The 17,844-nt window shown below is 45.3% G+C and carries 14 protein-coding genes and 1 pseudogene; 12 read left to right on the top strand and 3 right to left on the bottom strand.

Features of this window, described 5'->3' with window-relative positions:
- Positions 1 to 67 precede the first annotated feature (67 nt).
- Both AB6E85_RS14000 and phnW read right to left on the bottom strand, forming a co-directional pair.
- Positions 68 to 1,489 (bottom strand): aspartate aminotransferase family protein, encoded by a 1,422-nt coding sequence (locus AB6E85_RS14000; RefSeq protein ID WP_372143053.1) that lies wholly within the window; start codon positions 1,487 to 1,489, stop codon positions 68 to 70.
- Positions 1,489 to 2,592, bottom strand: a complete 1,104-nt coding sequence (gene phnW, locus AB6E85_RS14005; RefSeq protein WP_372143054.1) for a 2-aminoethylphosphonate--pyruvate transaminase — start codon at positions 2,590 to 2,592, stop codon at positions 1,489 to 1,491. Before phnW ends, AB6E85_RS14000 begins: the two co-directional genes overlap by 1 nt.
- Positions 2,593 to 2,993: 401 nt before the next feature.
- Between phnW and AB6E85_RS14010 the strand changes: the two genes are divergently transcribed.
- From AB6E85_RS14010 to gntR, 12 genes and pseudogenes are all read left to right on the top strand, one after another.
- Positions 2,994 to 4,004, top strand: a complete 1,011-nt coding sequence (locus AB6E85_RS14010) for a putative 2-aminoethylphosphonate ABC transporter substrate-binding protein (RefSeq protein ID WP_017079669.1) — start codon at positions 2,994 to 2,996, stop codon at positions 4,002 to 4,004.
- Positions 4,005 to 4,132: 128 nt separating this feature from the next.
- Positions 4,133 to 5,554, top strand: coding sequence for an FAD-dependent oxidoreductase (locus tag AB6E85_RS14015; protein ID WP_372143055.1), 1,422 nt, complete (start codon positions 4,133 to 4,135; stop codon positions 5,552 to 5,554).
- A 227-nt stretch (positions 5,555 to 5,781) separates the two neighbouring features.
- On the top strand, positions 5,782 to 6,891 hold the full coding sequence (locus AB6E85_RS14020) for a putative 2-aminoethylphosphonate ABC transporter ATP-binding protein (protein ID WP_372143056.1): 1,110 nt from the start codon (positions 5,782 to 5,784) through the stop codon (positions 6,889 to 6,891).
- Between the two features lie 21 nt (positions 6,892 to 6,912).
- Positions 6,913 to 8,622: a putative 2-aminoethylphosphonate ABC transporter permease subunit gene (locus AB6E85_RS14025; protein WP_372143057.1), complete on the top strand. Its 1,710-nt coding sequence runs from the start codon at positions 6,913 to 6,915 to the stop codon at positions 8,620 to 8,622.
- A gap of 67 nt (positions 8,623 to 8,689) precedes the next feature.
- Complete coding sequence (phnR, locus tag AB6E85_RS14030; RefSeq protein ID WP_004730140.1) at positions 8,690 to 9,394, top strand: phosphonate utilization transcriptional regulator PhnR; 705 nt, start codon at positions 8,690 to 8,692, stop codon at positions 9,392 to 9,394.
- A 137-nt stretch (positions 9,395 to 9,531) separates the two neighbouring features.
- A pseudogene (locus AB6E85_RS14035) lies at positions 9,532 to 10,430 on the top strand (multidrug transporter).
- A 200-nt stretch (positions 10,431 to 10,630) separates the two neighbouring features.
- A complete protein-coding gene (locus AB6E85_RS14040; protein ID WP_372143058.1) occupies positions 10,631 to 11,647 on the top strand; it encodes a TRAP transporter substrate-binding protein in 1,017 nt (338 codons plus the stop codon).
- A 65-nt stretch (positions 11,648 to 11,712) separates the two neighbouring features.
- Complete coding sequence (locus AB6E85_RS14045; RefSeq protein WP_050645658.1) at positions 11,713 to 12,270, top strand: TRAP transporter small permease subunit; 558 nt, start codon at positions 11,713 to 11,715, stop codon at positions 12,268 to 12,270.
- Positions 12,263 to 13,585: a TRAP transporter large permease subunit gene (locus tag AB6E85_RS14050; RefSeq protein ID WP_372143059.1), complete on the top strand. Its 1,323-nt coding sequence runs from the start codon at positions 12,263 to 12,265 to the stop codon at positions 13,583 to 13,585. The genes AB6E85_RS14045 and AB6E85_RS14050 overlap by 8 nt, the downstream gene beginning before the upstream one ends.
- Positions 13,586 to 13,703: 118 nt before the next feature.
- Positions 13,704 to 14,201, top strand: coding sequence for a gluconokinase (locus AB6E85_RS14055; RefSeq protein ID WP_048608819.1), 498 nt, complete (start codon positions 13,704 to 13,706; stop codon positions 14,199 to 14,201).
- A 3-nt stretch (positions 14,202 to 14,204) separates the two neighbouring features.
- A complete protein-coding gene (gndA, locus tag AB6E85_RS14060; protein ID WP_372143060.1) occupies positions 14,205 to 15,713 on the top strand; it encodes an NADP-dependent phosphogluconate dehydrogenase in 1,509 nt (502 codons plus the stop codon).
- Positions 15,714 to 15,853: 140 nt separating this feature from the next.
- A complete protein-coding gene (gntR, locus tag AB6E85_RS14065; protein ID WP_081090202.1) occupies positions 15,854 to 16,855 on the top strand; it encodes a gluconate operon transcriptional repressor GntR in 1,002 nt (333 codons plus the stop codon).
- Positions 16,856 to 16,970: 115 nt separating this feature from the next.
- Here the strand turns inward: gntR and AB6E85_RS14070 are convergent, their stop codons facing one another.
- A complete protein-coding gene (locus tag AB6E85_RS14070) occupies positions 16,971 to 17,753 on the bottom strand; it encodes a siderophore-interacting protein (protein ID WP_048608813.1) in 783 nt (260 codons plus the stop codon).
- Positions 17,754 to 17,844: the final 91 nt, after the last annotated feature.

The raw sequence follows: 17,844 nt of genomic DNA on the forward strand, positions 1-17,844 counted from the left end.
TGTTCTCTCCCAGCTCAAGTTGTTCTGGGAGATGAATGATTGTTTTAAGTTATTGGTTAGATGATGGTTAAAGGTACTCAAAGTCTTTGCAGACTTTTGCTATCGCTTTTTCGAATACAGACAAAGCGACTTCTAGTTCGCTGCGGCTGATGATCAATGGCGGGCTCAACTGAATCACATTACCTTGTGACACCTTGAAACTCAGGCCATCGTTGAGACACTGGTAAAGTACTGCTTCTGCTTCATCGAACGCTCGGGTTTTGGTGATATGGTCAGTGACCAACTCCACGCCCCAAAGCAGGCCGATGCCGCGAATGTCACCAATGACTGGGTACTTATCTTTCATTTGAAGCAGCTGTTCACGCACGAATGCGCTGTCCGCTTGTACTTTTTCAAGTAGGTTTTCTTGCTCAATCACTTCCATGGTGGCGAGTGCTGCCGCGCAACCAATTGGGCTTTTTTCGTGGGTGTAGTGACCAAGAGAAACTTGCGCTGAGGTGTTGTATTTGTCTTTAGTGATCATGGCTGCGATTGGCACTAAGCCGCCGCCAAAACCTTTACCGATACAAAGAATGTCAGGTTCGATATCAAAAGCTTGGTGAGTGAACCATTCGCCACTGCGACCCATACCGTTTGGAATATCGTCGATGATCAACATGACGTTATGCTTATCGCAGATCTCACGGATGCGCTTCCAGTAAGCTTTGCTTGGTACTTGAACGTCTGTGTTACGCACTGCTTCGGCAATGAAGGCACCAATGCCACCTTCTTTTTCAATCACATATTCTAGGTAATCGGCGTAGTGCACATCACATGCAGCTTCACTTTCACCGCCTGCGTTTTGCCCACGAAGCGGGAAAGCACCACGATAGGAAATCGCTGGTGGAATGCGTTCTACGCCAGCCATTAATGGCCCCATGCCTTCGCGGAAACACGCTTCGCCACCCACTGAAATTGCATCGAGTGACGCGCCATGGAATGAATCCCACAATGACACTACTTTGAAATTGTTGGTGACATGTCGAGCTAGTTTGAGCGCCATGCCGATCACTGATGTGCCACCGGGAGCAAACAACACGCGATTCAAATCACCACCGCAGATCTGTGTGAGTTTTTCAGCGCACTGAACGGCAGTTTCATTGGTGAAGCGACGTGGTGAAAATGGCAACGACGCCATTTGCTGAGTCACTTTATTAATAATATGTGGGTGGCCATAACCAAGCTGATGAACATTGTTACCGTGAAAGTCCATGTACTTTTTGCCCGTCGCATCTTGAATGTAGATGCCTTCGGCTGCTTCAAGTGTGTCTAGGCAAGGCGTTGACATGGCTTGATGAAGAAACACGTCAGAGTCACGCTTTAATATCGCTTGAGTCGCATCATCGTTTAGCGATTCGTTCCATTTTTCGCGTGCTGGCGTGGTGTTCACATCGCCTTCGCTTCGAAAGTGTGTCGCCTTTAGAATCGGCTCTTGATTGGTCGTCGTCATTATTTGATGTCCCAGTACATAGCGTTTTTCACTGCGCCAATGAGAGCTTCAATGTCTGACGGATACACTTCACCAATGTTACCGATTCGGAAGCAGTCTGCGTTTGAAACCTTGCCCGGGTAAATTACAAAACCTTGTTCTTTCAAACGGTCATAGAATTCCTTGAATTGGTAATCGCTTTGAGTTGGAGAATAGAAAGAGGTAATGATAGGTGAATGAAGATCATCATTAAGTAGCGGTTCAAAGCCAAGAGAGCGCATACCTGCAACCAAGGTAGTTTGGTTGGTTTGGTAGCGATTGTGACGAGCTTCGATGCCACCTTCTTGCTCCAATTCAAGTAGAGCTTGGTAGAAAGCACGTACTGTATGAGTTGGAGAGGTGAAGCGCCATTTACCATGGTTGCTTTCCATACAGTGCCATTGGTCAAACAGGTCAAGGCTTAATGAACGAGCTTGGCCTTTGCATTTTTCCAGTTCCGATTGCTTCGCAATAACAAAGCCGAATCCAGGTACACCTTGAATACACTTGTTTGCCGAGCTGATCATGTAATCGATACCTAAGTCAGCAATATCTATAGGGATGCCACCAAAACTCGACATCGCATCTAGAATGACGGTTTTGTTGTGCTGTTTTGCCAATTTGGCGATGTCTTCGATTGGATTCAACATACCCGTAGTGGTCTCACAGTGCACAATCGCAACGTGAGTAATGTCTGAATCCATAGCCAATGCCGTCTCCATTTCGTTCAAGTCAGGCTGTGATGTTTCACCTGGGGAAACGACATGGCATGGAATGTTTAAGTATTCTGAGATTTGAGCAATACGAGCCCCATACGCACCGTTGTCAACAACAAGAAGCTTGCCGCTTTTTGAGATAACGCTACCGATTGTTGCTTCAACTGAAGCGGTGCCGCTACCTTGCATTAGTACGCTCGTATAACCCGTTTGCTTAGTCGCCAAAGTCACTAGCTTGCTACGAATCACTTCAACAACGTCTTTGTTGTATTCATCATCCCAAGTACAGCAATCTTTTAGCATCGCTTGGCGAACGGTTTCAGAAGTAGATAGAGGACCCGGTGTCAGTAGTAGGTATTCGTTTCTCATGTTCAATTCTCGTGATTTGTATTTTGGACTATACCAGTATTTCCAGTTACTTTAACAACCAATTTAAACGGTCGTAAATAGCCCGAACGTTATTTTCACAAAAGCTTCATATTCAAATTTGTCAATTGCGTTGAGAAATTTTCCGAACTTTAAATTGCCATTTTTTGTTCATTTAACCGTCATAAAAGTCGATTAGGTTAATACTCGTCATCTGGTACATACCAATGTAAAGGCGTGTACTAACAACCTAAATGAATTTATGGATATAGGCGCCTCTTGATGAGGCTTCTAATTTAAGAAACGTTAAACCTTGGTTGCTTCCAAACCTAGGCAGCTTTAAACCTCGATAACTTTTTAATTTTGGCAACTTCTCACTTTAGAGTTGAGCCTGACTGGAGAAAATGATGAAAAACCGTTTTATGAAAGGATCACTTGCAGCATTAGTAACTCTATTAGCGGGTAATGCTTATGCAGCACAGGAAGTGACGGTTTACACTGCTTTTGAAACTGACATTTTAGCGAAATACAAAAACGCATTTGAAAGTGAAAACCCAGACATCAACATCAAATGGGTTCGTGATTCAACTGGGATCATGACGGCAAAATTATTGGCCGAGAAAAACAACCCTCGTGCAGAAGTCGTATGGGGTCTTGCGGGTTCTTCAATGGCATTGCTTAAAGAAGAGGGCATCCTGAAGCCTTATACGCCTCAAGGTGTAGAAGCATTACGCGCTAACCTTAACGACCCACAGTCTACTCAAGCTTGGTATGGCAATGACGCATTCTTCAATGCAGTTTGCTTTAACGAAGTGGTGGCTAAGCAATTGAATCTACCGGCACCTAAGTCTTGGGATGACCTAACTAAGCCTATCTACAAGGGCCACATTGCTATGCCAAACCCAGCATCTTCTGGTACGGGCTACATGCAGGTTTCGGCTTGGCTACAAAACATGGGTGAAGACCAAGGTTGGAACTACATGCAGAAGCTAGACCAAAATATTGCTCACTACACGCACTCTGGTTCTAAGCCATGTGTTCAAGCGGGCATGGGTGAAGTCGCTATCGGTATTTCTATGGCGAGCCGTGGCGCTAAGCTGAAAACTCAAGGCGCGCCACTTTCAGTGATTACACCTGAAGGCATCGGTTGGGAATCTGAAGCGGTAGGCCTTGTTAAGCCTTCTGATGCAGCACAACGTGTTATCGATTGGTCTATTTCTAAAGCGGCAAATGAGCTTTACATCGAAATGTACCCAGTCGTAGGTCACAAAGATGTGACAGGCAAAGCAGAGAACTTCCCTAATGTAGAAAAGAACATGGCAAAAATGGACTTCGCTCGCATGGGCAGCGAACGTGCCGACGTTCTTAAAACATGGTCTGAGAAGTTTGATGCTAAATCAGAGCCAAAATCTTAATCTGACGACCTATTCAGTTACTTAACTATTTAACTATTTAGTTCATTAGAAGTTAGAGATCAGTAAAGGAAGGCTTCGGTCTTCCTTTTTTAGTTTTACGCCTTTAGGTTTTAAGTAAGGTACAACAAATGACAAAGCACTACTCATATTGGTTCAAGCAAGCGTTGGAACAAAAGTTTGGCAACATCAATGCGGGGCTAGATTCGGCTAAGCCGCTCCAAAAAGACGTCAACTGTGATATCGCCATTGTTGGCGGTGGCTATACGGGTTTATGGACGGCGATTTTAATCAAACAACAGCAACCCGAAAAGCATGTTGTCGTGATTGAAAAAGGCCTATGTGGTAGCGGTGCTTCTGGTGCGAACGGCGGTTGCATGCTGACGTGGTCAACTAAGTATCCGACGCTGAAAAAGCTCTACGGAAAAGAACAAGCGAAATGGTTGGTTAAGGAATCGGAAAAGGTTATATACGAGATCGAAGCTTTCTGTAACGAGCATAAAATCGATGCGCATCTTTATAGAAGTGGCACTTACTACACGGCAACCAATGAATCTCAAAAGGGCGGAATGGAGCCTGTCGTTAATGAGTTGGTCAAGCAGGGTATCAACAGCTGGAAGAAGTGCGATCAGTCATTGCCTGATAAAGCAGGCTCGGATCGCCACATTGAAGGTTACTACTCAGAAGCTGCTGGTAGCGTTCAGCCAGCGTTATTGGCGAGAGGTTTACGCCGCGTTGCGATCGAATTGGGTGTCGAAATATACGAAAATACAGAGATGACCTCTCTTGATTACGGCTCGCCAGCTCGCGTCCAAACTAAGGGTGGGACGATAACTTCCGATAAAGTGATCTTAGCGCTCAATGCATGGATGCTCGATCACTTTAAAGAGTTCAAACGCAGCATTGTGGTTGTCTCGTCTGACATGGTAGTGACTAAGCCTATTCCAGAAAAACTCAAGCAGTTTGGTCCCGAAAAAGGAGCGGCGGTAGTGGACTCACGTATCTTTGTTCATTACTACCGTGACACTGAAGATGGACGACTCATGTTGGGCAAAGGCGGCAATAAATTCTCGTTTGCAAATCAGGTTGAAAGCATGTTCAACCAAACGACTAACTACCTACCGATTCTCAATCAATCGTTCCAAAAACTGTTCCCTAAATTGGAACAAAGTGAATTCGATTACAACTGGTCTGGCGGCTCAGATCGTTCGGTTACCGGATTGCCATTTTTCGGTAACCTAAAAGGCCAAAGCAACATCTATTATGGGCTTGGTTATTCAGGCAATGGCGTTGCTCAAACCCGTATGGGCGGGAAGATTTTGTCAGCAATGGTACTCGATATTGACAATGCATGGACACGAAGCGGTTTAACTAAAGGCCCGTTAGGACACTTCCCGCCAGAGCCATTTCGTTGGGTAGGTGCGATGATGGTGCGTGATGCGGTACGAAGAAAAGAGAACGCGGAAGATTCGGGTAACACGCCATTGTGGCTAGATAAACAGTTATCCAAACTCGCAGGGGCGGCGGGCAAAGCCGACAAGGTTGAATCATAGATTAATCTGGCGTTTAAATTAGAAGTTTACATTTAGGCTCTCAGTGATTTATGGGCAAGTCACTGAGGGCTTTTAACGTTGAACGAACGGTTAATGCTGAACAAATAGCAATCTTTAATGCTTATTATATCTGCAATATAACTGTCATTTAGCTACTATAAATTTGTCACTCAACTGCAATATTCCCAGTTTAAATTTGGTATATACCATATAGAGAGTGCTGTAGTATGAGCAACCAAACTTATTTGAATATTGAAAACGTTGTAAAGCAATTTGGCCAATTTACAGCGTTAAAAGACATCTCCCTATCGATAGATAAAGGCGAGTTCGTCTGCTTCCTTGGCCCATCTGGCTGTGGAAAAACCACCTTATTACGTGCGATTGCTGGTCTAGATTTACCAACTTCAGGTTCTATTGAGCAGAACGGTAAGGATACGACCTTCTTGCCACCAGAAAAGCGCGACTTTGGCATCGTGTTCCAGTCTTACGCTTTGTTTCCCAACCTCACTGTGGAAGAAAATATTGCGATTGGTCTGAAAAACCAAGGCATGTCGACCAAAGAAGCCCTTGAGACGGTTGAGTCTTGGTTAGAGACCATCGGCTTACCAACGTCTGGTCAGAAATTCCCAAATCAGCTATCTGGTGGACAGCAGCAGCGTGTTGCTCTTGCTCGCGCATTAGCCTTGTCTCCAGGCTTGTTGCTACTCGATGAACCGCTTTCTGCGTTGGATGCGAAGGTAAGAACACACCTACGTGATGAGATCTGCCAACTGCAACGTAAGCTGGGTATCACCACTATTATGGTGACGCACGACCAAGATGAAGCGTTAACGATGGCAGACCGCATTGTGGTGATGAATCACGGTGTTATCGAGCAGGTAGGTGCTCCTCAAGAGATCTACCAAAAACCTGTCAGTCGTTTTGTGGCTGAGTTTGTCGGCAGTATGAACTTTATTCAAGCTTCTGTTGCGGCTCAAGGCAAGATGCGCATTGCTGAGTCAATGCTGCCGTTACCTGGCTTAGATAATCTCACGCCAAATCTGGGTGATGTTTTCGATATTGCCGTTCGTCCAGAGCAAATGCAGTTTGTTGATCGTTTTAGTGAATCCTTGCCAGTGAGAATCGTATCAAGCGAATTCTTAGGGGCGTTTTATCGTGTTGAGTGTCAATTGCAACATGACTCAATGGCGAAAGAGATCATTGTTGATGTACCCGTCAAAGAGTTCAACCGATTGAAGCTGCGTCGCAGTGATATTCGTTACGTGGCGTTTGATCAAGAAGGCCTTAGAGCTTACCCATCGAAAAGCCTGCAAGTGATGAAAGACGAGGCGGCGTAAACAATCATGGAATCGACTCAAATGATGCAATCTAAGCTGCTAATTCAACGACGAGTACAACCTTTTCTGGCTCGGTTAAGCAAAGACAATGTAATTCTATTTGGGCTGCTGGCCTTTTTGTCTGTGGTCATGACGTTGTTTATCCTGATGCCACTGTGGGCAATGTTGAAAAAGAGTGTTCAGAACGCAGATGGCGAATTTGTAGGTTTACAGAATTTCGCAACGTATTTTGCGTCTCAAAGCTTATGGCAGTCGGTAGGCAATACCTTCACGCTCGGGTTGTTAGTGACCGTTGTCGTGGGCGTCTTGGCGTTTGGTTATGCCTATGCGCTAACTCGTTCATGCATGCCTTTTAAGGGGCTTTTTCAAGTACTGGGTTCTGCGCCTATTCTTGCTCCGTCACTGCTTCCTGCAATCAGTCTTATCTTCTTATTTGGTAACCAAGGTATCGCTAAAGAAGTCTTGGGTGGCAACTCGGTTTATGGCTTGATTGGTATCTCACTGGGCTTGATATTCTGGACGTTTCCACACGCCTTAATGATTCTGACCACCTCATTAAGAACCTCTGACGCTCGCCTTTATGAGGCAGCACGTGCACTCAATACTTCATCGTTAAAAACCTTTTTCATGGTGACGTTACCTGCGGCAAAATACGGCTTGATCAGCACATTGATCGTTGTGTTTACGCTGGTGGTTTGTGACTTTGGTGTGCCAAAGGTGATAGGTGGTAGCTACAACGTGTTATCGACTGACATCTTTAAGCAGGTGGTTGGTCAACAGAATTTCTCTATGGGTGCGGTAACCAGTATCTTGCTGCTATTGCCCGCGTTGCTTGCGTTTACCGTTGACCGCTGGGTTCAAAAGAAACAGAAGAGCTTGTTTGATACTCGTTCTGTCGCGTACCAACCTGAACCTAGCACGCTACGTGATGGCTTATGTTTCCTTTATTGCACCATTATCTCTGCTGCCGTGGTTATCGTGTTGGGCATGGCGATATATGGATCTATGGTCACCTTCTGGCCTTGGAATAAAGCGCTGACGCTAAACAACTACAACTTTGCAGAAATGAGTACTTATGGTTGGGCGCCATTCTTCAACTCGTTAACGCTTGGTGCTTGGACTGCGATAATTGGTACTGTTCTGATTTTCCTAGGTGCATACTGCATTGAGAAAGGTCGCGCCTTCGGTCCTGTTCGTCAAGCGATGCAAATGCTCAGTGTTGTTCCGATGGCCGTTCCGGGTATGGTGCTGGGCTTGGGGTATATCTTTTACTTCAATGATTTGAGTAATCCACTCAACTTCTTGTATGGCACCATGGCGTTCTTGGTGATTAATACCGTGGTTCACTACTACACGGTAGGCCACATGACGGCGTTAACGGCATTGAAACAGCTGCCTTCCGAAATTGAAGCAACAGCGGCTTCGGTAAACTTACCGCAATACAAGTTGTTCTTTAAGGTGACGGTACCTGTTTGTCTGCCGGCGATTTTAGATATTGCGACATACCTGTTTATTAATGCACTTACCACGACATCTGCGGTAGTATTCTTGTATTCTACCAATACGATTCCAGCGTCAGTTTCAGTACTGAATATGGACGATGCGGGTCAAACCGGTGCAGCAGCAGCGATGGCGGTGATGATCATGATATCTGCGGCAAGTGCGAAGTTGATTCATATGCTAATCAACAAGTTATTCGAGAAGCGCACCCAAGCTTGGCGTAAACGCTAGCGAACCATTTATATTGCAGTTGGCCAAGGAGTGGCTGACGACAAGAACAAGAATGAAAGGAAATTAAGTGCAGTACGTAAAAATCAAAGATGTCATCGTAGAGCAGATAGAGTCGGGGATGTTAACACCACGACAGAAGCTGCCTGCAGAACGTAAGCTGGCTGAATCGTTTGATACGACTCGAGTTACCTTACGTGAAGCCTTATCCTCACTTGAAGCGGAAGGGCGCATTTATCGAGAAGACCGACGTGGTTGGTTTATATCTCCAGCGCCACTGCGCTACGACCCAACGCAAACGCTGAACTTCACTAATATGGCTTTGTCGCAGAATCGTAAGCCGAAAACAGAATTAGTGGCAGCGAAAGGCATGTTAGCAACCAAGGAAGCAACTAGGCTTCTTGAGCTGCAACCTTTTTCGGATGTTTATCGAGTAGACAGAGTTCGTTACCTTGAAGACCGGCCGGTTGTGTATGTGACTAACTACATTCGACCTGAGTTGTTCCCTAACTTGCTTGACTACGACTTGTCTAAATCGTTGACGGACATCTACCGCGAACACTTTGGTGTGGTGTATCAGAAGATCCGTTACCGAGTGAGCACAACGTCTTTACTTGGCGAGACAGCGCAAGCCCTACGTGCGACTTCTGGCTCTCCTGCAATGGTCGTAGAGCGTGTGAACTACAACCAAAACGGCGACTTGATTGACTGCGATATTGAGTATTGGCGTCATGACGCGATCAGTATCGAGTCAATCGCGCAGCTAGAGCGCTAGTCATACGTTATAACGTTGGCATATCTGCAATTATGCAGGACTGCCCAATTGAAAAGTTCAAAGGTCTCTTATTCGGAGGCCTTTTTTATCACCTGTTGTCAGCCGTTGTGCTAATTCATCAATAATTTAGGAATGAAATGGAATTTTCTGCCATCGTCATCGTGATAATTTCGGCTCTGCTTCATGCAGGGTGGAATGTTCTAGGTAAATCTAATCAAGGTTCGGGGTCGTCTTTCTTCTTAGCCTCTGGCTTTGCCGCTGCCGCGATCTTGACTCCCTATTTGATCTGGTATGTGCACAGTGTCGGCTTTGCAAACATCACGCTCCTATTCTGGCAGCTACTTCTTTTAAGTGGTATTTGCCAAATCATCTATTTAATCGGCTTAGGCATAGCCTACAAGCAGGCCGATATTGGTGTGATTTACCCAATGGCACGAGCGCTACCCGTGTTGATGGTTGGCTTGGGTACGGTGTTAATAGGGTATGAATTATCAATCAATCAATGGCTTGGTTTTGCTCTGATCACATTAGGTTGTTTGTTCCACTAAAACAGTTCTCTGAGTTGAGACTGAAGGCTTACCTGAACCTTGGCGTGTTGTGGGCGTTAATAGCGGCCATTGGTACCACGGGCTATTCCATCATTGATAAAGAAGCGCTTCTATTATTGGAGCCCTTAAGCACACCTAGCATTACCAATAAACACACGGCGATTTTCTATTTGGGTATTCAGTTCTGGGCAATTGTGCTTCCACTGAGCCTGTGGTTGCTCGTGTCGAATCAAAGAATAGAATTTCATAACGCTTGGTTACTACGCAAAAGAGCAACACTTGCCGGCATTATGATGGCTTCGACCTATGGCTTAGTGCTGTTTGCGATGACCATGACCGAGAACGTCAGCTTGGTTGTTGCACTTAGGCAAGTGAGTATCATTTTCGGCGTAGTGATGGGGATCTACTTTTTAAAGGAAAAGTGGCACGCGACTCGCGGTGTAGGCGTCTCTCTAATTATTGCTGGCTTGGTTATCTCATTGACTTAAAAGACTTTTAAATCTCCCTTACTGCTTGTAATGTGACTTTTCAGTCACATTATCCTTATTGATAGCAAACGTTTTACTAATGTTAAAGATGTGATCCTTCTCATAGACAAGGTTGTAAAGTTACCGGTAACATTTATTTTAACGTTACCGGTAACATATAATTACAAACCGGACTCTGTGAAACTCATAAGGATACCCAAATGAAAGCTCTGACTAAAACGCTGATTGCTGCTTCCCTCACTGGTCTATTTGCTACTTCAGCAATGGCTGCAGACTTTAAACTTAAGATTCAATCTTCAGATCCATCTGGTGATTTGAACTTCAAGGTTCAGCAAAAGTGGGCTGAGCGAGTAGAGACGATGTCTAACGGACGTATTGATATCGATCTATTGCCTGTTGGCGCTGTGGTTAAACACACAGAAACGCTTGGCGCGATCAAAATGGGCATCCTAGATGGTCACATCACAGCAACAGGTTACTTCTCTGGTAAAGATCCAGCATTCGGTCTTATCGGTAACATGGTGGGTGCGTGGTCTGATACAACACAATTGCTTCAGTACATGAACTACGGTGGCGGTAACGAGCTAATGACTGAACTGTACATGCCTTACGGTGTTCAGTTCGTTGGTGCTTCTACAACGGGTGTAGAGTCTTTCATTTCTAAAAAGCCAATCGACGGCGTAGCAGATCTTAAAGGTCTTAAGCTTCGTGCGCCTGAAGGTCTAGTACAACAAGTGTTTGCAGCTGCGGGTGCGACTCCGGTAAACCTGCCAGGTTCTGAAGTATTTACCGGCTTAAGCAAGGGGGTAATTGATGCTGCGGACTACACGGTATTCTCTACCAACCAAAAAGCGGGCATGAACGATATTGCAACGCATCCAGTTCAACCGGGTTTCCACTCATTGCCGCTTATCGACATCTCTGTATCTCAGAAAAAATGGGACAAGATGCCAGCTGATCTACAAACGATTCTACAAACATCAGTGCGTGACTTCTCTTACGACATGACAACTCAACTGAAAATGGCTGACCAAGCTGCAGTTAAAGAAGCACAAGCGAACCCAGAAATTACTATCCACGACTGGTCTCAAGAAGAGCGTAAGAAGTTCCGTGAAATCGCTAAAGGTCAGTGGAAAGTCTTCGCAGAGCGTTCTGATAACGCGCAGAAAGTTTATAACTCAGTGACTGTGTTCTTAGAAGAAAACGGCTTGCTGTAACTTAAACTTAGCTTACTGACGGGGGAGGGCATTGCTCTCCCGTATTCTCCCAGGAAATTTGGCCCATGACAGACAAAATCCCCCACGCCCCAGCTGAAAACGACGAACAGCCAAGAAACGTACTTGATCGTCTTATTATAAAGTTCAGTAATCTCGTTAGCTGGCTGTTTATCTTTACTGTATTGATTTCATTTTACGAAGTTGTGATGCGTTATGCATTTGATGCCCCGACCACATGGGTACATGAAACAGCTTCTTTCATCGGTGGTTCTTTATTCATTATTGGCGGCATCTACGCTTTTGCCGCGAATAAGCACGTACGTGTGGTTCTTATTTACGATTCAGTCTCTAACCAAACACGTAAATATCTTAATCTTGTTCACCACGTTGTTGGTTTGGCTTTTGCTGGCATGCTTGCTTACGCGGCTTACTTCACTGCAGAAGAAGCGTGGTTTGCACCATGGGGCGAATTCCGCCTTGAAACATCAGGCTCAGTGTTAAACGCGCCTTATCCTGCGCTGTTGAAAGGCCTGATCTTTGTCGTTTTGTGTGTTCTTGTTGTCCAGTTTGTATTGCACCTAATCCAAGAGTTGATGGGTCTAAGGAAGAATGACGATGTTTGATTTATCTTCTATTGGTATCGCATGGGGCAGTTTGCTCATGTTGGTTATGATGATTGGCTTGCTCCTGACGGGTATGCAGCTTGCCTTCGTAACTGGCTTTGTCGCGATTTTCTTCACTCTATGTTGGTTTGGTCCTGATGCTTTACCTTTGATTGCGAGCCGTACTTACAGCTTTGCTTCTGGTTATGTGTTCCTCGCAGTACCGATGTTTGTATTGATGGCCGCTTTACTAGACCGTTCGGGCATTGCTCGTGATTTGTTTGATGCAATGAAATCTGTCGGTCGTAAGGTTCGAGGTGGCGTTGCGGTACAAACGTTATTGGTAGCTGTGTTACTGGCTTCAATGTCAGGTGTTATCGGTGGTGAAACTGTACTACTAGGTATTCTTGCACTGCCTCAAATGCTTCGCTTAGGGTATGACCGTAAGCTTGCTATTGGTACAACCTGTGCGGGTGGCGCGCTCGGCACCATGCTGCCGCCAAGTATCGTACTGATCATCTATGGTATGACAGCGAGTGTGTCGATTGGCGACCTATTCAAGGCTTCTTTCTTACCAGCGTTTATCCTTGCGGGCTGTTACATCGGCTACGTATTGATTCGTTGTAAGCTGAACCCTTCTCTTGCTCCTCTTCCAAGTGATGATGAGACAGTAGAAGACTTAGCGAATCAACCTAGCTACTTCAAGGCTCTGTTCTTCCCTCTGCTTTCTGTAGCAACCGTTCTCGGTAGTATCTATACGGGTATTGCTTCAGTAACGGAAGCTTCGGCTTTGGGTGTAGTCGGTATCATGATCAGCGCGCTTATCCGCGGTGAATTGAACTTCAATATGCTGAAAGAGAGTGCCATCGCAACTATGCGCACCTGCGGCATGATCATGTGGATCGGCATTGGTGCAAGTGCTCTGGTTGGTATCTACAACCTGATGGGTGGCATCGACTTTGTTGAAGAAACGATCCTTGCACTCAGTGGCGGCAACGCAACAGTAACACTGCTAATCATGATGGCTATCTTGCTGGTTTTGGGCATGTTCCTTGATTGGGTAGGTGTGGCACTTCTAACAATGCCAATCTTCGTTCCAATCATCACTGGCCTTGGTTTCGACCCAGTTTGGTTTGGTGTTGTGTTCTGTCTAAATATGCAGGTGTCTTTCTTGTCACCACCATTTGGTCCCGCGGCGTTCTACTTGAAATCGGTAGCACCGAAAGACATCAGCTTAGGTGAGATTTTCTCTTCACTACTGCCGTTCATTGCACTTCAAGTATTGGTTCTGGCACTGGTTATTATCTTCCCTCAGCTCGCGCTTTGGTGGCAATAACAACGAAGGTTCCAGAGTGAATTTAACACTCAGGAACCGATCAGCAGCAACACAAGTTTAACTATTAGATTCGATTGTCAGCCCCAGTTTTGGTTGGGGCTTAGGGAAGGCTTGCCTTATGAAAAGCAAAAAAATACTCGTGATGGGCGTATCTGGATGCGGAAAAAGCCTGATTGGTAGCCGTATCGCACAGGCTTTAGATCTTCAATTCTTTGATGGCGATGACTTCCATCCGCAAAGCAATGTAGAAAAAATGCGCCAAGGTATTCCGCTGACTGACGAAGATCGTCAAGGATGGCTAGAAACACTTAACAAGCAATACATTGAACAACCAAGTGCTGTGATTGCTTGCTCTGCATTGAAACCACAATACCGCGACATTCTACGAAAAAACAATGAAGGCTTAGTTATCGTGTACCTACAAGGTAGCTTCGACACTATTTGGAACCGCCATAAAGCGCGTGAGAACCATTACTTCAATGGTCAAGAAATGTTGAAAAGCCAATTCGCAACCTTGGTTGAACCGAGTGAAGGCGAGGCGTTGTTTGTTGATATCTCACAAGATGTTGAACAGGTAGTAGAAAGTGCACTCAAACAAATTAAGCAGATAGGTTAAACCATGACTCAGACAAAAAATGACATTGCGATGATTGGTTTAGGAGTGATGGGTAAAAGCCTGGCACTCAACCTACTTGATAATGGCTTCAATGTCGCAGGCTTTGACCTCAATACAGACAACATTGAGCGTGCTAGCTCTGAAGCGAAGCAGCTCAATGAGACATTTGAAGGAAAAGGCTTCTTTACTAGTGGTGTTAATCTTGAAGACATTCTTCAGGGGTTAGCGAAACCACGAGTGATTGCATTGTCGGTTCCGGCAGGAAAACCGGTTGATATCGTGGTAAGTAACTTGCTAGAAGCCGGTTTAGAGCGCGACGATATTGTTATCGATACAGGCAATAGCTTATGGACTGATACTGAAGCCCGAGAAGCGAATTACAAAGGCAAACTACGCTTCTTTAGTACAGCTGTTTCTGGTGGTGAAGAAGGGGCTCGTGTTGGCCCTGCGTTGATGGCTAGTGGTGACCAATCGGCTTGGCAATATGTGAAGCCAATGTGGGAAGCGATTGCTGCGAAAGTTGATGTGAATGGTTTGCCTGTCGCTCAGTTTGAAGCAGGTGAAGCGTGCGCTGCGTATGTTGGCCCTTCGGGCACTGGGCACTATGTGAAAATGGTGCACAATGGTATTGAGTACGCTGACATGCAGCTTATTTGCGAAGTGTATCAGTTCATGCGTGATGTACTTGAAATGCCAGCTCAAGAGATCGGCAAAGTCTTTGACCAATGGAATAATGGCGTCCTTAATAGTTATTTGATGGAAATTAGCGCCGATATTCTTCAACAAGAAGATGTGGTGACGGGTAAGCCATTCGTTGATGTTGTGCTTGATAAGGCTGGTCAAAAAGGCACTGGATTATGGACAGCAGTAAACAGTTTGCAAGAAGGTTGCCCAACGCCAACCATTGCACAGGCGGTCTATGCGCGTGCGATGAGTGGTCAAAAAGCACAGCGTGTTCAAGGTAGCAAATTGTTAAGGGGCAATATTACCGATGCGAGTCAGCTAGATAAAACTGAAGTCATCTCAGAACTTCATGATGCTCTGTATTGCGCCAAACTGTCTGTTTATGCGCAAGGTTTTGATTTACTGAAAACAGCGTCAGACAAAGAGGGGTGGAATCTCGATTTCACTCAAATAGCTAAGATCTGGCGTGCGGGTTGTATTATTCGCGCGGCCTTCTTACAAAGCATCACGTCGGCTTACCAACAAAATAGAGAACTTGCGAACTTGTTGTTTGATGAGGCTTTCATTAAACAAGTAGAAGAGCGCGAACTTGCTTGGCGTATCGCGGTAGCGAATTCAGCTTTGTATGGTGTACCGATGCCAGGAATCAGTTCTGCATTAAGCTACTTTGACTCATTGCGTTGTGAGGTGTTGCCAGCTAATTTACTGCAAGCACAACGTGATTACTTTGGTTCTCATACCTATTCACGAGTGGATAGAGAGGAAGCTGAAAAATTCCATGTCACTTGGAGTCAGTCCCCAAGAACAGAAGTAAAAGTTAACGCTTAAATAATCAATAACGCCCTCTACTGAGGGCGTTTGTATTTATGACGTTATATCAATCTTTTAATAAATTAGACTTCAAATTCCACGTCAGTTGGATACACTGTTACCAGTAACATAATTCATAACTATAACAATTAAATACTATGTCGAATAAGAAAAAACGTCCCACATTACAAGATGTTGCCAACCTAGTTGGTGTCACCAAAATGACCGTCAGTCGCTGTCTGAGAGACTCTTCTCAAGTGTCTGAAGCACTGCGAGACAAGATCAACGCAGCAGTCGACGAGCTTGGTTATATCCCTAATCGAGCACCAGACATCCTTTCCAACGCTAAAAGCAACGCTATCGGTGTGCTTGTTCCCTCGTTAACTAACCAAGTTTTCGCCGAAGTTATCCGTGGTATTGAACAAGTTACCGCGCCTGCGGGCTACCAAACCATGATTGCCCACTATGGTTATAGCGCTGAACTGGAAGAACAAAGCATCGCTTCGCTGCTCTCGTACAATGTGGATGCGATTATTCTGTCTGAGAATGTTCACACCGATAGATCTCGAAAAATGCTGCAGACCGCTTCAATCCCAGTGATTGAGATTATGGACTCGGTATCGCCAAGAATTGAACAAGCTGTTGGCTTTGATAACTTCGAGGCGGCTAGAGCCATGACCAAAACCATGCTCGACAGAGGACGCACCAATATCGCTTACTTAGCGGCTCGGATGGATGAGCGAACTCGCTTAAAAATGGCGGGCTACGAACATGCGATGCAAGAAGCTGATAAAGCGTCCGTGACTCTGCAAACGGAAGACGCGTCCTCGTTTACGCTTGGTGCGAAACTGATTGGTGAGTTACTAGAGAAGCACCCTGAAGTGAATGGTATTTTCTGTACCAACGATGATTTAGCAATCGGTGCTTTTTACGAATGTGTACGTCGTGGTATTCAAGTACCAGAGCAGATGGCTATTGCAGGCTTTCACGGACACGACATCACAGTGGCAATGACGCCTCGTTTGGCGACTGTAGTAACACCAAGGGAGCAGATTGGTAAAGTCGCTGCACAGCAAGTTGTAGCGCGTTTACAAGGCAATAAAGAATGGGTCGCGAAGCTGGATCTCGGTTACGAGATTGAAGTGGGTGAGAGTATTTAATTTTACATTTCAGCCTTGCTCTTCATCGGATTCAAACTAAAACGCCCTTAGCGATACGAACTTCGTTAAGGGCGTTTTCTCTTTATCTAGTAAGAAGCTGTAGGTAGTAAAAGGCTTAACCCGCTAAATCTTGAGCATCTTGCTGTTTCAACACTTTGTGACCATCTTCAGTGACGCCACGTTTCCAGTAGCTGCTGATATAGATGTTCTCTTTTTCAACTTCTTTTTCGTTTCGGAAGTATTGTCTCAGCTCGCGCATGCTTTCGAATTCACACGCTGTCCATACTGAAACCTGACCTTCTAACCATTCTATGTCGCGCACGGTTTGTGCAAGTGATTCTGAGGTTTCATCTTCAATCAACCAGGTTACTTTGATGCCTTGAGGGGTTTCAAGTGCTTGCTTATCTGCTGCTGAGTTGATCTGAATGACAGCGTGACCTGTCGCTGTTTCTGGAAGCGTTTTTACTTTTGCAGAAAGCGCAGGTAGAGAAGTCATGTCTGCAACTAAGAAGAACCAGTCTGACTCTAGATTAAGACCTTGAATTAAACCTGGGCCAGCCACTGAAACCGTGTCACCCACTTTTGCGTTCATTGCCCATCGAGCCGCAAAACCACATTGCAAATCTGTAGTGATATGGCGAACAAAATCAACTTCAATCCACTGCTCTACAGGGTTGTACTGACGAATGGTGTAAGTGCGCATGGTTGGGCGCTCACCTTCGTTTAGTTGGCTTAAATCAGTCGTGCCGAGTGGCGAGAATAAAAGCTTGATGTAGCCGCCGGCACATTCTGTTGGGTATTTACTTAATCCCTCACCGCTAAGCGTTATGCGCTGCATGTTTGGAGTAATTGTTGAGGTTTGAGTAACGGTTAATGTGATAGGGCTAGGCTTGCTCATATAAGGCTCTCTTAGATTTTGATTTCCACATCATAATCCTGAACCCAAAAACACTCAATACTAATAGTTATCATTTACTTTGATTTACATA

Source organism: Vibrio sp. 10N.247.311.51 (assembly GCF_041467855.1).
GTDB classification, from domain to species: domain Bacteria; phylum Pseudomonadota; class Gammaproteobacteria; order Enterobacterales; family Vibrionaceae; genus Vibrio; species Vibrio coralliirubri.